Origin of the sequence: Xanthobacter sp. 126, from assembly GCF_000526175.1 — a bacterium.
Taxonomy (GTDB): domain Bacteria; phylum Pseudomonadota; class Alphaproteobacteria; order Rhizobiales; family Xanthobacteraceae; genus Xanthobacter; species Xanthobacter aminoxidans.
This window is the reverse complement of sequence record NZ_JAFO01000001.1, coordinates 1,989,422-2,002,327: the sequence shown is the minus strand read 5'-3', so window position 1 is coordinate 2,002,327 and position 12,906 is coordinate 1,989,422. Positions and strand designations below refer to the sequence as shown.

At 71.1% G+C, this 12,906-nt stretch carries 14 protein-coding genes; 4 read left to right on the top strand and 10 right to left on the bottom strand.

The window, feature by feature from the left end; genetic code table 11:
• Positions 1-70: 70 nt before the first annotated feature.
• From XAN126_RS0109575 to XAN126_RS0109530, 10 genes are read right to left on the bottom strand one after another with little or no spacing between them, the layout of a single operon-like run.
• On the bottom strand, positions 71-757 hold the full coding sequence (locus tag XAN126_RS0109575) for a general secretion pathway protein GspN (RefSeq protein ID WP_155982272.1): 687 nt from the start codon (positions 755-757) through the stop codon (positions 71-73).
• Positions 754-1,365: a type II secretion system protein GspM gene (gene gspM / locus XAN126_RS0109570; protein WP_024278370.1), complete on the bottom strand. Its 612-nt coding sequence runs from the start codon at positions 1,363-1,365 to the stop codon at positions 754-756. The genes XAN126_RS0109575 and gspM overlap by 4 nt, the downstream gene beginning before the upstream one ends.
• Positions 1,362-2,444 carry a PilN domain-containing protein gene (locus XAN126_RS0109565; protein ID WP_024278369.1) on the bottom strand — a complete coding sequence of 361 codons (1,083 nt, stop codon included), beginning with the start codon at positions 2,442-2,444 and terminating at the stop codon, positions 1,362-1,364. The genes gspM and XAN126_RS0109565 overlap by 4 nt, the downstream gene beginning before the upstream one ends.
• Positions 2,441-3,445, bottom strand: a complete 1,005-nt coding sequence (locus XAN126_RS0109560) for a type II secretion system protein GspK (RefSeq protein ID WP_081762591.1) — start codon at positions 3,443-3,445, stop codon at positions 2,441-2,443. Before XAN126_RS0109560 ends, XAN126_RS0109565 begins: the two co-directional genes overlap by 4 nt.
• Positions 3,442-4,170, bottom strand: a complete 729-nt coding sequence (locus XAN126_RS0109555) for a prepilin-type N-terminal cleavage/methylation domain-containing protein (protein WP_024278367.1) — start codon at positions 4,168-4,170, stop codon at positions 3,442-3,444. Before XAN126_RS0109555 ends, XAN126_RS0109560 begins: the two co-directional genes overlap by 4 nt.
• Positions 4,167-4,568 carry a prepilin-type N-terminal cleavage/methylation domain-containing protein gene (locus XAN126_RS0109550; RefSeq protein ID WP_024278366.1) on the bottom strand — a complete coding sequence of 134 codons (402 nt, stop codon included), beginning with the start codon at positions 4,566-4,568 and terminating at the stop codon, positions 4,167-4,169. Before XAN126_RS0109550 ends, XAN126_RS0109555 begins: the two co-directional genes overlap by 4 nt.
• The gene (locus tag XAN126_RS0109545) at positions 4,555-5,028 is read right to left on the bottom strand and encodes a prepilin-type N-terminal cleavage/methylation domain-containing protein (RefSeq protein ID WP_024278365.1); all 474 of its coding nucleotides are present in this window, start codon (positions 5,026-5,028) and stop codon (positions 4,555-4,557) included. The genes XAN126_RS0109550 and XAN126_RS0109545 overlap by 14 nt, the downstream gene beginning before the upstream one ends.
• Before the next feature lie 18 nt (positions 5,029-5,046).
• Positions 5,047-5,499: a type II secretion system major pseudopilin GspG gene (gspG, locus tag XAN126_RS0109540; protein ID WP_024278364.1), complete on the bottom strand. Its 453-nt coding sequence runs from the start codon at positions 5,497-5,499 to the stop codon at positions 5,047-5,049.
• A 25-nt stretch (positions 5,500-5,524) separates the two neighbouring features.
• Positions 5,525-6,733, bottom strand: a complete 1,209-nt coding sequence (locus XAN126_RS0109535; protein ID WP_024278363.1) for a type II secretion system F family protein — start codon at positions 6,731-6,733, stop codon at positions 5,525-5,527.
• A 5-nt stretch (positions 6,734-6,738) separates the two neighbouring features.
• The gene (locus XAN126_RS0109530; protein WP_024278362.1) at positions 6,739-8,412 is read right to left on the bottom strand and encodes a GspE/PulE family protein; all 1,674 of its coding nucleotides are present in this window, start codon (positions 8,410-8,412) and stop codon (positions 6,739-6,741) included.
• Positions 8,413-8,953: 541 nt separating this feature from the next.
• Here XAN126_RS0109530 and gspD point away from each other — a divergent pair.
• The 4 genes from gspD to XAN126_RS27030 are packed head-to-tail and all read left to right on the top strand — an operon-like array spanning position 8,954 to position 12,868.
• A complete protein-coding gene (gene gspD, locus XAN126_RS0109525) occupies positions 8,954-11,131 on the top strand; it encodes a type II secretion system secretin GspD (protein WP_081762817.1) in 2,178 nt (725 codons plus the stop codon).
• An 8-nt stretch (positions 11,132-11,139) separates the two neighbouring features.
• Entirely contained in the window at positions 11,140-11,784 is a 645-nt protein-coding gene (locus tag XAN126_RS0109520) for an A24 family peptidase (RefSeq protein WP_024278360.1), read from the top strand.
• Positions 11,785-11,787: 3 nt separating this feature from the next.
• Positions 11,788-12,390, top strand: a complete 603-nt coding sequence (locus XAN126_RS26170) for a tetratricopeptide repeat protein (protein ID WP_024278359.1) — start codon at positions 11,788-11,790, stop codon at positions 12,388-12,390.
• 49 nt (positions 12,391-12,439) lie between these two features.
• Complete coding sequence (locus tag XAN126_RS27030) at positions 12,440-12,868, top strand: YidB family protein (RefSeq protein WP_024278358.1); 429 nt, start codon at positions 12,440-12,442, stop codon at positions 12,866-12,868.
• The last annotated feature ends 38 nt before the right edge of the window (positions 12,869-12,906 follow it).

Below are 12,906 nucleotides of genomic sequence, written 5' to 3'. Positions count from 1 at the left end.
GAGACGGCGCACTTTCCCCATGGGCCATGACCCGACGATGACGCCCTGACGATGAACGTCGGCGTCAACCTCAGTGGCTGGAATCGAGATCCGCTGGCGAGGGCTTCGTGCGGCGCGGCACCACCACCTGCCCGGCCACCGGCTTTGCATTGCCGACCTGCGCGGCGGCGAACGGGCCTTCGGTGCCGCGTGGCGGCTGAGGACCGCCCTTGCCCGGCGCCGGAAGGGCGAGCGTCACAGCGTCGGCGCCCGTGTGCAGCACCGCGTCGCGCGGGCCGACGCTGCGCAGGGTCCAGCCGCCATGGGCGTCGCCCACCTTCAGGCGCACGATCTGCCCGCTCGCCTGATCCGTGAAAATGCCGATGCTGCCCGCCGTGCTGACCACCGTGCCCGTCAGCGCCAGTTGCGGCCGCGGCGAGACGGCGGCCGGGGGAGCGGAAGGCAGCGGCGGCGGTGCGAGGGCGACCGGCTGCTCGGGCGGACGGCGCGATGGCGTGAACAGCGGGCGATCCCGCGTCGCCGAAAGGCTTTCGATGGGAACGGCCCACAGGGGATTTCCCCGCTCGCGATCGGCCGGAGCCGTCGCCGCGCGGGCGGAGGGCTGGCCGGGGACGAGGAAGTCCACCTGCGGCGCCGGGGCCTCCACCTCGGCCGAGGCCGCCGCGATGCCGGCGATCAGGCCCGCCACGACGAGAGGGAGCCGGCGGAAGCGGCGCGCGGGCAAAGGGCGCGCGGGAGTCTGAGCTGTCGCGATCATCGCGCCCCCCGCCAGCGGCCATGGACGGTCAGCATCACCTGGATGCGGCCCTCCTGCCCCCGTGCTTCCGCGCCATCCCCCTGCATCCGTCCCTCGGTCCCTTCGGTGTCCAGCTGCCCCAATGCGGCACCCTGCCCCTGCGCCTGGACCACGAGCGGGTCGATGAACAGGAAGGGCTGGCCGCTTTCGATATCATATAGCAGGTTCTGCAAATCCTCCTGCCCGATATCGACGGTCGCGGCCACCGCCACGAAGCCCGGCCCGAGCGGCGAGGCGCCCAGCTCCACGCTGGAGGAGACGAGATGCCCGCCAGCCGCATCGGCCGCGGCGGCGACGCGCTCGGCCAGCGCGGCGCCGGCCACCGTCACACTCGCGCCTTCGAGGAAGGGCGAGCCGCGCTCCTCGGCACCGGCGGCGCCGGGCCTCGGGGGCCTGCGCCCCTCCAGCCGGTCGAGCAGGTCCTGCGCCTCCGCCACCGCCGCGCGCTTGGCGAGCATGTCGGCCACCTCCCCGAACGCGACGGCCAATAGGACCGCGACCAGCGCACCATAGCCGAGCGCGGCCAGCGCCAGCGTGCGGCGGGAACGGGCGGGCGCGGCGGGGGTCACTGGCTCACCTCGAACGGCAAAGTGATATCGGCCTGGATCTGGAAGCGCTCGCCCGCATCGCCCGGCTGGCGGGTGGTGGGGGCGACGAAGGTGGCGGCGGAGAAGTGCTTCGACTCCTCCAGCAGCCGCACAAGGGAGGGCGCCTCCCGCGAGACGCCGGTCAGCTCCACCTTGCCGTTCTGGATGGTCAGCGCCGTCAGATAGGTATGGTCCGGCAGCACCTGCGACAGAGCCTCCAGCACGAGGACGGTGGGCGCATGCTCCCGCTTCGCCCTCTCCAGACCGCGCAAGGCCGCGCCCTCCGCCCCCTGCCCGTCGCGGGCGGCGGCGATGGCACGGCGACGGGCGGCAATGGACTGATCCAGCGTCTGCTGCTCCTCGTCGAGGCTGCCGCTGAGGAAGCCGGACACACCGGAGGCCAGTGTCCCGGCAAGGGCCGCAGCCGCAAGCACGCCGAGCAGCACCTGCCTGAGACGCACCGTGCCCGCGCCTTCGCCGGAGGCGCCGGCATGGACGGTGATCGGCTCTTCCGCGCCCTGGCGCGTGGTGAGCAGCAGATGGCCCACGCCGAGCGGCTTGAGCGCATCAAGGGCGGGGGCGAGACGGGCGCGCGGGGTGGCGGCCACCATCACGCGGATGCGCCCGTCGCCAAGGGGCTCGGGTGCGGTCCAGCCGAAGGCGGCCTCGGCGGCGCTCCACGGCGTGAGCCGGTCGATCTGCGCCCGCACGATGCCGTCGAGATAGGGCCTCGCCCCCTCGGGCAGATCGAGCGGACGGAACAGGAAGCGGGCGGGATCGAGCGCAAGCTCCACCTCCCGGCCCTTCAACGCGGCCGTCACTTCCGGCGGCACGGCGCGCGCCACGTCGCCGGGATCGGGATGGAACGGGGCGGCGCCGGGCAGGTGGAAGGCGCCGTCCTCCCCCTCCTCGATGCGCACCGCGCGCAGCCGGCCAAGGCGCGCCCGGCCGCTGGCGATGGCGGTGTCCACGGCCGTCGCCGTTAGGTCGATGAAGGCCGAGAAGGCGTCGATGAAGCGCGTCAGCAGCGATGCATTGGGCGCGCCGGGCACCATGCTCATGGCCGTCCTCCCGTCGTCTTGCGCCGCGCGGCGGGCGCCGCATCGAGGTCGGCCAACTCGCGCCAGGACAGGTCGCGCCAGAGGAGCACGCGGTAGGGATCGATCCCGAAATCCCGCAGCAGGATCACCGCTTCGGCGCCCTGCTTGCGGCCATTGTCGAAGGCGACGCGTACCGTCACGCGCGCCGTGTCGCCGGCCACCGTGGTGAGGCCGGAGGCGCCGGCGATGGCGGTTCCGTCGCCGCCTGTCTTGTCGTTGCCTGCCTTGGCGTCGCCGGAGGACTCGCCAGTATTCGCGAACGTGGCGTTGTCGATATCGTTCATCCCCTGCCCCGCCTTCGCCAGCGCCGCCCGCACCACCGGCCCCGCCAGTTCGGGATTGACCTCCCGCCGCCCGGCATAGACCGTGAGATAGGGCAGCGCCGCGGCGACCACATCGGCTGGCAGGCCGGGCACGCGGGCCAGCTCCGCCGCATGAGCGAAGGCGCCCTGCCCTTTCGCGGCCTCATCGTCGCCCAGAGCGGACGTCTTGGTGCCTGACGCCGCGCCGCCCGCGCCGGCGCTGCTGCCCCGGGGCGGAGACCGCCATGCGGCGATGCTCGCGGCGTAAGTTTTCGCCGCCTGCTCGGGCACGCCGAGCACCTGGAACAGGCCGGCCAACACGGGGGGCGCGGCCGAATTGAGATCGATACGGGCGGCCTCGTCGGCGAAGCGGGCGGAGACGTTGGCGTCGCCCATGCGGAACCGCACCTCGCCACTGATGGGCCGGTCCTGCGCCGGCACGGAGAGCAGGCGCAGCGCCGCCAGCTCCACCGCCGCGACCACCAGCCCGTCCGCCCGCAACGTTTCCGTCCGCACCGCGGAGGCGGATGCCGTGTCGGACACATAGACCGCATAGACCGCGGTGAAGGCGGCGAGCGCTGCGAGAATCCACAGCACCGTAACCAGAATGAAGCCGCGCTCCGGCCCGCGCGGGGCACGCATGAGAGAGGCGCCCGTCATTGCGCGGCCCCCCCGTTATTTGACCCTGCGCCCGAGACGGCTTGCGCGCGCGATCCACTGAAGCCGACGGATGATCCGCACACCGGCTTGGTGACATCGGCGGCGCAGAAGGCCGGCACATCCGAGCGGATGGAAACGGCGGTGGAGGCGGCGGTTACCCGCCCGCCCTCGCGCACCACCATGCGCACGGCACGCGGCAGCTCCTCCTCGCCGCGCCACGCCTCGTGCCACACCCCGTCGCGGCCGGCATAGGAGAAGGTGACGCGGGTCGGCGGGCGCAGCAGCCGCACCGGGGCGCCGAAGGGCGGCAGGCTCCCGGCCTCGGCCTGCGGCGCATAAGGCGCGGTGCGCCGGACCATGGCGGAGCCGCGCCCGTCCGGCACCGGGGCCAGTTCGACGATCTCCAGCCCGCGCGCCGCGCCGGGAGCAAGCACCTCGCGCACGAACACGACGCGCTCCGCCGATCCGTCGAACAGCGGCTTGGCGCCGCCACGAACGACAGGGAGGACGGCGGCGGCGGAAAGGTCCGCCGCCATGCGGTCGAGGGCGAGGGCGACGAGCTCGCTCTGCTGCACCCGCCCGAGCCCGCGCTGCCAGGCCGGCAGCCATTTCGCCGTCACCATGGCGATGGCGGCGAGCACGAGGCCGGTGAGCGTCATCGCCACCAGGATCTCGATGAGGCTGAAGCCGGCGCTGCGGCGGCGCGACGATGCGAGCGCGCTCATTGCGGCTGGCTCCGCACGATGCGCACGGTCTCCAGCGCCACCATCTCGCCGCCGGGACCGCGCACGCGGATGCGCACGTCGAGCGGCGTCCAGGGGCCGGTTTCCGGCAGGCCGGCGATCTTGAGCGGCTGCACGTCCATCTGCCAGCGATAGCCGGCGATCTCGCCTTCGGTGCGGCCGGGCTGGAGGAGATCGCGGCCGGGAATGCCCGTCTCCACCGCACGGGCGGTCTGCAGCAGCGCCACCCGCCGCTCCAGCGCCCGGGTGCCGCGAATGCTACTGCCCGCCACCATGGCGATGGCGCCGAGGGAGGCCGCGACCACCGCCAGCGCCACCAGCACCTCGATGAGGGTAAAGCCGGCGGTGCCGCGCCGCCCGCGCGGATCAGGAGCGGCCACGGGGGACAATCTCGACGCCTCCGGTGAGCCAGTTTACCCGCACCTCATAGCCCGCCCCGCCCTTGAGCATGGCCACCACCCCGCCGCAGGAGAGGCCAGAGGGGAAGAACTCCACCGAGGCGCGCGCCGGACGGCCGTCGCAGGTCGCGGGCAGCACGGCGTTCATCTGCACGTCGCCGGGCACGCGCACCACCCGCCCGGCCGAGCCGGAGGTGATGCGCCGGCCGGCCGCATCCACCACCGTCGCCACCGGCACGCCCCGGCGGATGGCGGCGGCCCGGTCGGCCTTCAGCAGGGCGGCGGCCTCCACCGCGAGGGATTCGAGCTTCGCCCGCGAGGTGCCCGGCGCGAGGCGCGGCAAGGCTAGGGTCGCCAGCGCGGCGACGATGGCGAGGGCGCAGACGATCTCAAGCAGGGTAAACCCCGCCTCGCGATCATCCCTGCGCGCCCGCTGTGCCATCGCCCCGATCCCGCCGCCTCAGCGCGCCCAGCTCGTGATGTCGGCGGCGTTGCCGGTGCCGCCCTCCTGCCCGTCGGAGCCGAGGGACACGATGTCGAACGGCCCGTGCTGGCCGGGCGCGCGATAGATGTAGGCCTTGCCCCAGGGATCGGCGGGCACGGTGCCGCCCTTCAGATATGGCCCGTTCCAGGTGGAGACGTTGCCCGGCCGCTGCACCAGCGCGTTCAGCCCCTCCGACGAGGAGGGATAGCGGCCGGCATCCAGATAGAAGAGATCGAGCGCGCTGGAGAAGCCCTGGATCTGGATCTTCGCCGTCTTCACCTTGCTGTCGCCGAGATAGCCGAGCACGCGCGGCCCCACGAGGGCGACGATGAGGCCGATGATGGTGATGACCACCAGCAGTTCCACCAGCGTGTAGCCGCCCTCGCTCTTCCGGCGGCGGGAGCGGGAGGGGGCAGTGTTGGCCATCATGGGGGCTGGACCTTGATTCACATCTTCACCCGATGCTTTGGCTGACCGACAGCAACGCGGTCATGACCGAGACGATGAGACCGCCCACCACCACCGAGATTGTGACGATGGCGGCCGGGCCGATGACCGCGACCACTTTGGCGAGGGCACGCTGGAGCTTTTCCTCGTAGAAATCGGCGATGCGGCCGGAGAGCAGGGCCAGCTGGCCGGTCTCCTCGCCGAGGCGCAGCATGCGGATGGCCATGGGCGGCAGCACGTCGCCCTCGGCGAAGGCGTCCGACAGCCGCCCGCCATGGCGCACCCGGTCCGCCGCCTTGGCCCAGACGGAGGCCTCTTCGCCCGCCGCCATCACGTCCACGATGATGCGCAGCGCGGCGGTGAGCGTCACGCCGTTGCCGAGCAGGATGGAGAGGTTGCGGCAGAACACGGCCGAGCGGCGGAACAGCAGCACCGTGCGCACCAGCGGCAGCTTGGAGAGCGCGCCCGTCACCGCCCCGCGCACCTCCTTGCGTCGCAAAGCGAGGAAAGCGAGGGCCGGCAGCACCACCGCGGCGATACCCACCGCGGCGGCATGGGCCTGCAATCCGTCCGACAGGTCCAGCAGCACCTGCACCATGGGGTCCAGCTTCGCCCCCATGTCGCGCAGCACGGAGGAGAATTGCGGCATCACGAACATGAGGAAGAAGACGAGCACACCCCCCGCCGCCACCAGCACGAAGGCGGGATATTGCAGTGCCGACACCACCTTGCGGCGCAGCTCCTCGGCCCGCTGCCGCTCGGCGGCGACCAGTTCCAGCATCCGGTCCACGGTGCCGGAGGCCTCGCCCACCCGCACCAGCGCCACATAGACCGGCGGGAACAGCGCGGGATGGGAGGCCAGGGCCTCCGCGAGGCTTTCGCCGGCCAGCACATCCGCCCGGATCTTGCGGGCGACGGCGCGCATGCGGCCGAGGTCGGTGTCCCCGGTGAGCAGCTCCAGCGCCTCGTCCAGCCGCGCGCCCGCGCGCAGCAGCAAAGCGAGGTCGCGGGTGAAGAGCGTCACGTCCTCCGCCTTGGGCGCGCCGAAGGTGAAGCCGAAGGCGCTCTCCTTCTTCTCCTTGAGCGGCGTCGTCTCCACCGGCACGAGGCCGAGGAATTCGATGCGGCGGCGCACCTCGGCCTCGGTGGGCGCGGCAATCTCGCCGCTCACCATCTGCCCGGCCTGGGTCAGCGCCCGATAGGAGAAGGTGGCCATGGGCGTCAGCGCACCGTCGTCACGCGCAGCACCTCGGCGGCCGAGGTGAGGCCGGCGCGGCACTTGGCGACGCCGTCGTCCAGCATGGTGGTCATGCCGCCGGCGATGGCGGCGCGGTCGAGGGCGGCGGCGCCGGCATGGCGGTCGATCATCTCGCGGATGTCGTCGGAGAGGGTCAGTACCTCGAACACGCCGATGCGCCCGCGATAGCCCGCCCCGCCGCAGCGTTCGCAGCCGACCGGCTCGTACACCGTCTCCCCCGCCTTGAGGCCGAGGGCGGCATAGCGGGGATCATCCCGCACGTCGCTGGCGGACAGCGTATGCGGCCGCTTGCAGCGTTCACAAAGCTGGCGGACGAGGCGCTGGGCAATCACCGCACGCAGGGTGGACTTCAGCAGGAAGCCCTCCACGCCGAGGTCCAGCAGGCGCGGCACCGAGGCGGCGGCCGTGTCCGTGTGGAGCGTGGTGAGCACCAGATGGCCGGTGAGCGCGGCATGGACGGCGATGTGCGCCGTCTCCGGATCGCGCACCTCGCCCACCATGATGACGTCCGGGTCCTGGCGCAGGAAGGAGCGCAGCGCCGCCGCGAAGGTGAGGCCGATCTGCGGGCGCACCTGCGACTGGAACACGCCGCGGATCTCATATTCCACCGGGTCTTCGATGGTGAGGATCTTGCGGGTGGGCTCGTTCAGCACCGAGAGGATGGTGGCGAGCGTCGTTGTCTTGCCCGAGCCGGTGGGGCCGGTGACGACCACCATGCCGTGGGGCAGCGCGAGCAGCTTCATGAGCGTCTCGCGGTCGTGCGGGGCGAGGCCCAGTTTATCCACCGTAAGCACGCCGCGATCGCGCGCCAGAAGGCGGATGACCGCGCTTTCCCCGTGCTGGGTGGGCATGATGGCGACGCGCACGTCGATCTCGTCCCGCCCGAGCTTCAGGCGCGCGGCGCCGTCCTGCGGCAGGCGGCGCTCGGCGATGTCGAGGCCGGCGAGGATCTTGATGCGCGAGATGACCGCCTGCGGCAGCACATCGGCCAGCGCATGGATGGGCCGCAGCATGCCGTCGATGCGCAGGCGCACCTCAAGGCCGGTGCGGAACGGGCCGATATGGATGTCGCTGGCGCGCAGCTCCATGGCCTTGTCGAACAGGTCGTTCACCGCCCGCACCACCGGCGCGCCGGAGGCGAGGTCGCGCAGGCTGTCGATGTCGTCCTCGGCCCGCGCCGTGGCGGGGCCGGCGGCCTCGCGGGCGGCGGCTTCATCCGCGCCGAGCCGTTCGGCAAGCGCGGTGGCGATGTCCTCGAAGGAGGCGACGACGAGCGTCACCTTGCCGCCCAGTACGATCTCCGCCGCGCGCACCACCGTCTCGTCGGTGGGATCGCCGACGGCGAGGCAAGCTGTACCGTCCGGCGCGCGGAAGGGCAGAACCGTCATCTCGCGCAGGAAGCGCGGGGTGAAGTGGGAGACGAGGGAGGGCGCCGCCATCAGCTCCGGCAGGGCGATGCGCGGCAGGCGATAGAAGCGGGCCACCTCATCGGCGAAATCGCCGGCGGTCAGCTCGCTCGCCTCCCACACCTGACGCAGCGGACGGGCCTGCGTACCGGCCGTTCCGGACCCGGCGGGATGCGCCAGCCCGCTCGCGGCGAGGAAGCTCAGGAAATCGCCGCCCCCCTCCCCGCTCATGCCCGCGCCCCCGAAAGCCAGCATTCAAATCCAGCAGTGCAATCCAGCGGCGCTATTCTACAGCTGGACCTTGGCTGCTATTAACATGGGCCGCATCATCGGCGAAGGTTGCCCCCGGAAAGCAATTTGCGGGTCCGCCGTCGGCCCGGAGCAGGCTGCCGACACGGAGCACCCGGCCGCCGGCCTTGGTATTCCCGCCTCCCGTGACGCTCGCGCGTCACCGTGATGACAATGTCACGACATCCGGACACGGCTGCGAACCGGCGATAGCCAGCTAACTGAAGCTTGGCAGCACTGCCCGTCAACCCTTATATATCCGTCACATGCTGTCGCTAAGAGAGGCGCGCCGAGGGTCGTCTGGCCATCTCCTGCGACCGGCGGCCCTTGTAGCGGCTCTCGGATTCCGCGGCTCTTGCGTTCGGAAGTATTCAGGTGATGCGTGATTGAGGATTGGCGCGGCCGGTCGAGCCCACGACCGGGCACTCTCGTATTGACGTGCGCGATCCTCTTCGCCGCGATCCTGTCCGGCTGCTCGGGCATCATGGATGACACCAAGCCCCAGAGCACATTCGATCAGGTCCGCAACATCGACCTGTCGCCGAAGCCCATGCAACCTGTGGCGCAGCCGCAACAACCGTCCGACAATCGTCAGCCCATCGAATATTTCGCCACCCCTGGCGCGCAGCCGGTGGCGGACCCGACGACGGTCGGCGCGGCGGGCACCGCGCAACGCGGAGCTGACGGCGGATACGATCTCAACTTCGAGAATACGCCGGTGACCACCGTCGCCAAGGTGGTGCTCACCGACATCCTCGGCGCCAACGTCATCATCGATCCGAGGGTGCAGGGCACCATCAGCCTGTCCTCGGCGCGCCCCGTCGCCCGTACCGATCTCGCTTATGTGCTGGAGAGCGCGCTGCGCGCCAACGGCATCGCCCTCGTGAAGGACGCGTCCGGCTATCAGCTGATGCCGCTGACCGAGGCCGCCGGCTCCGGCGCCACCGATGTGGGCACCTCCCGGCCGGAGCCCGGCTATGGCGTCTCCGTGGTGCCGCTGCGTTATGTCTCGGCCGAGACGCTGATGCCGGTCATCGACAGCTTCGCCACCCGGGCCGGCATGGTGCGGGTGGATCCGGGCCGCAACGTCCTGCTCATCCAGGGCACGGCGCAGGAGCGGCAGGCGGCCATCAACACGGCCCTCTCCTTCGATGCCGACTGGATGCGCGGCCAGTCGGTGGGCATCTACCCCCTGCGCAACAGCGCGCCGGAACCGCTCATCGCCGAGCTGGAGACGCTGCTCGATGCCGGCGAGGGCGGCCTGAGCCACAAGATGGTGAAGTTCCAGGCCATCAACCGGATGAATTCGGTGATGGTGGTGGCCAAGAAGCCGGAGCTGCTGCGCACCGCCGCCACCTGGATCGAACGCCTTGACCGCTCCGACAGCTCGGTGGGCGTGCGCGTCTATCGCCTGCGCTACGGCGAAGCCCGGCAGACGGCGCGGGTGCTCAACGAGCTGTTCAACGGCACGTCCTCGCAGGGGCTGGACCAGGCCTCCAACCAGATCGCGCCGGGCTCCGGCTCATCTGCGTCATCCAATGGCGGCGGCTCGAACGGCCCCATGTCCGTGCAACAGCGCCTCGGCCAGACGCCGACGCAGAACCAGGGCCAGGGCGGCCAGAACGCCCAGCCCGTCAATCGGGGCGAGACCGACAACGAGCTGCAGGGCGGCTCCGGCCCCTCGGGCGGTGGCGGGGCCATCCTTTCCGGCATCCGGATCACCGCCGATCAGGTGAACAACTCCCTGCTCATCTATGCGAGCCAGGAGAACTACCGGATCATCGAGCGCACCCTGCTCCAGCTTGACCAGCCGCAGTTGCAGGTGGCCATCGAGGCGACGGTGGCCGAGGTGACGCTGAACGATCAGCTCGCCTATGGCGTGCAGTTCTATCTCACCAGCAATAATCTGGGCCTCGGCAAGAACAACGGCTCGGTGATGAACACGCTGTCCAGCGACATCACCAATCAGGCCATCAGCCGCGTGCTGCCCGGCTTCAACCTTCTGATCGGCCGCGAGAACCAGCCGCGGATGATCCTCGACGCCCTGCACACCGTCACCGACGTGAAGGTGCTGTCCAATCCCTCCGTGGTGGTGGTGGACAACCAGAAGGCGACCCTTCAGGTGGGCGACGAAGTGCCGGTCTCCACCGGCAGCGCCACCGTGCTTACCTCGTCCAACACGGTGGTGAACACCATCGAATACAAGAATACCGGCATCATCCTGCATGTGACGCCGCGGGTGAACGTGAACGGGCAGGTCCGGCTCGATATCGAGCAGGAGATCAGCAACGTCAACAAGACGACGACAACGAGCAGCAGCAGCACCGACAGCACCACCCTGACCCCCACCGTCTCCCAGCGCCGGGTGAAAAGCACCATCGCGGTGACCAGCGGGCAGACCGTGCTGCTCGCCGGCCTCATCAGCGAGCGCAGCGAGGGCGTGCGGCAGGGCGTGCCGGTGCTGGACCAGATCCCGGGCGTGGGTGATGCGTTCGCCCACAAGGACACGACGGTGAAGCGCACCGAGCTGATCATCTTCATCCGCCCCCAGATCATCCGCGACAACATGGATGCCCACACGGTGGCGGAGGAATTGCGCGCCAAGCTCAAGGGCTCGGTGGGCGTGCTGCCGGGCGGCCCCCAGCCGCTCATCAACCGGTGAGGCCCGCCATGGCCGACGCCGCAGCGGGCGAACCGATGGCCGAGCCGGCCCCGCGCGCCCCCGTCGCCAGAGGCCTCGGCGCCCAGCCGCGCGCCGGCAGCCGGGCCGAGACGGCGGCGCTTGCCGCTCTCTGCCTCGCCGCCGTGGGCGCGAGCCTCGCGGTGGCGGGACTTCCCACCGGCCTGCCCCTCGCCGCTCTGGCGCCGGTGCTGGCGGCCATCGCCGTCATCGATGCGCGGCACTTCCTCATTCCCGATGCGCTCAACGCCGCCGGCATCGCCCTCGGCCTCGCCTATGTCGCCCTCGCCGCTGACGACGTGGCGGAGGGGCTGATCGCTGCGGGCGTGCGCGGCCTCCTCCTCGGCCTGCTCTTCCTCGGCCTGCGCACGGGATATCGGGCGCTGCGCGGGCGCGACGGCCTCGGCCTCGGCGATGTGAAGCTCGCGGTGCTGGCGGGCGTCTGGCTGGACGTGACGGCCATCCCCATCGCCATCGAGATCGCCGCCCTGTCCGCGCTCCTCGCCTATGCCCTGCGCCGCCGCACCACGGGACGGGCGCTGCGCTTCGACGGGCGCCTGCCGTTCGGCCTGTTCCTCGCGCCGGCAGTGTGGATCGCCTTCATGATCGACGCCCTCCTCCTTAAGGCGAGCTGACCCATGCGCCCGGAAGAGACCTTGCGCCCGGAAGAAACTTCGCGCCCCACCCCACTCCGCCGCATCGCAGGTGCGCTGACGCTGGCACTGGCGTTGGCATTCACCGGGCCGGCCCTCGCGGGCGGCAAGGACGGCACCCAGTCCCGCGCCTATGCGGCCTATGCCAAGGGCGACTACGTGACCGCCGCCGCTCTGCTCATCCCCCTCGCATGGCAGGGGGATGCCAAGGCGCAGGGGATGGTCGGCTATCTCTATGAGAACGGGAAAGGCGTGCCGCAGGATTTCGTGGTCGCCGCCCAGTGGTACGGCTGCGCCGCCGAACAGGGCGACCCCACCGCGCAATACCTCCTCGGCCTCGCCTACGACAAGGGGCGCGGTGTGCCCATCGACGTGGTGCTCTCGCAGAAATGGCTGATCCTCGCCGCCGCCCGGGCCGGCAAGCAGGAGCGCGACACCTTCACCCGCATCCGCGACGCCGTCGCCACCAAGATGAGCCGGGCGCAGATCGCCGCCGCGCAGGAGCAGGCCATCCTGTGGATGCCGGCCCCGCCTTACGTGCCCCAGCCCCTGTGGCTGAACCGGCCGCGCTCGTTCACGCCCTTCTAACCTCAGCGGGTGTTCAATCCGGGCCGTGATCGCAGATTGCGGAGGCGGCATGGCCCTGTTCGACCAGATGATTGGTGTCCTCGTTTCGAGTGTCACCAGCCAGATCCGGAAGACCGGCGCGGTGGGCGGGCTGCTCGACGGCCTCTTGAACAGCCCGGCGGTCGCGGCTTTGCCCGGCTGGATCGACCAGACCATGGCCGGCACCAGCTTCGGCGGCATCGCGGGATTCGCGGACCCCCTGCGCGCCGGCGGCCTCTCTGATGCGCTGGACAGCTGGATCGCCGAGGGGCCGAACACCCCGGTTGAGGCCGAGGCCATTGTCGCGGCGCTGGGCGAAGAGCGCATCGCCGAGCTCGCCGCCGCCTTCGGCCTGCCCGCCGGACCGTTGCCGGGCCTGATGGCGCGCTTCCTGCCGATGATCGTCGATCGCCTGAGCCCGGACGGCACGTTCGAGCTGCCGGAGCGCTCCGCCGCCTGACGGGAAGGAGGCACGAGGGGTGTGCGGCGGGAGGCTCG

What these genes read in the sequence shown, in the direction of transcription:
- XAN126_RS0109575 (WP_155982272.1), bottom strand. Translation starts at nt 757, where the DNA reads ATGATCGCGACAGCTCAGACTCCCGCGCGCCCTTTGCCCGCGCGCCGC.
- XAN126_RS0109565 (WP_024278369.1), bottom strand. Translation starts at nt 2,444, where the DNA reads ATGAGCATGGTGCCCGGCGCGCCCAATGCATCGCTGCTGACGCGCTTC.
- XAN126_RS0109560 (WP_081762591.1), bottom strand. Translation starts at nt 3,445, where the DNA reads ATGACGGGCGCCTCTCTCATGCGTGCCCCGCGCGGGCCGGAGCGCGGC.
- XAN126_RS0109555 (WP_024278367.1), bottom strand. Translation starts at nt 4,170, where the DNA reads ATGAGCGCGCTCGCATCGTCGCGCCGCCGCAGCGCCGGCTTCAGCCTC.
- XAN126_RS0109545 (WP_024278365.1), bottom strand. Translation starts at nt 5,028, where the DNA reads ATGGCACAGCGGGCGCGCAGGGATGATCGCGAGGCGGGGTTTACCCTG.
- gspG (WP_024278364.1), bottom strand. Translation starts at nt 5,499, where the DNA reads ATGATGGCCAACACTGCCCCCTCCCGCTCCCGCCGCCGGAAGAGCGAG.
- XAN126_RS0109535 (WP_024278363.1), bottom strand. Translation starts at nt 6,733, where the DNA reads ATGGCCACCTTCTCCTATCGGGCGCTGACCCAGGCCGGGCAGATGGTG.
- XAN126_RS0109530 (WP_024278362.1), bottom strand. Translation starts at nt 8,412, where the DNA reads ATGAGCGGGGAGGGGGGCGGCGATTTCCTGAGCTTCCTCGCCGCGAGC.
- gspD (WP_081762817.1), top strand. Translation starts at nt 8,954, where the DNA reads ATGGATGACACCAAGCCCCAGAGCACATTCGATCAGGTCCGCAACATC.
- XAN126_RS0109520 (WP_024278360.1), top strand. Translation starts at nt 11,140, where the DNA reads ATGGCCGACGCCGCAGCGGGCGAACCGATGGCCGAGCCGGCCCCGCGC.
- XAN126_RS26170 (WP_024278359.1), top strand. Translation starts at nt 11,788, where the DNA reads ATGCGCCCGGAAGAGACCTTGCGCCCGGAAGAAACTTCGCGCCCCACC.
- XAN126_RS27030 (WP_024278358.1), top strand. Translation starts at nt 12,440, where the DNA reads ATGGCCCTGTTCGACCAGATGATTGGTGTCCTCGTTTCGAGTGTCACC.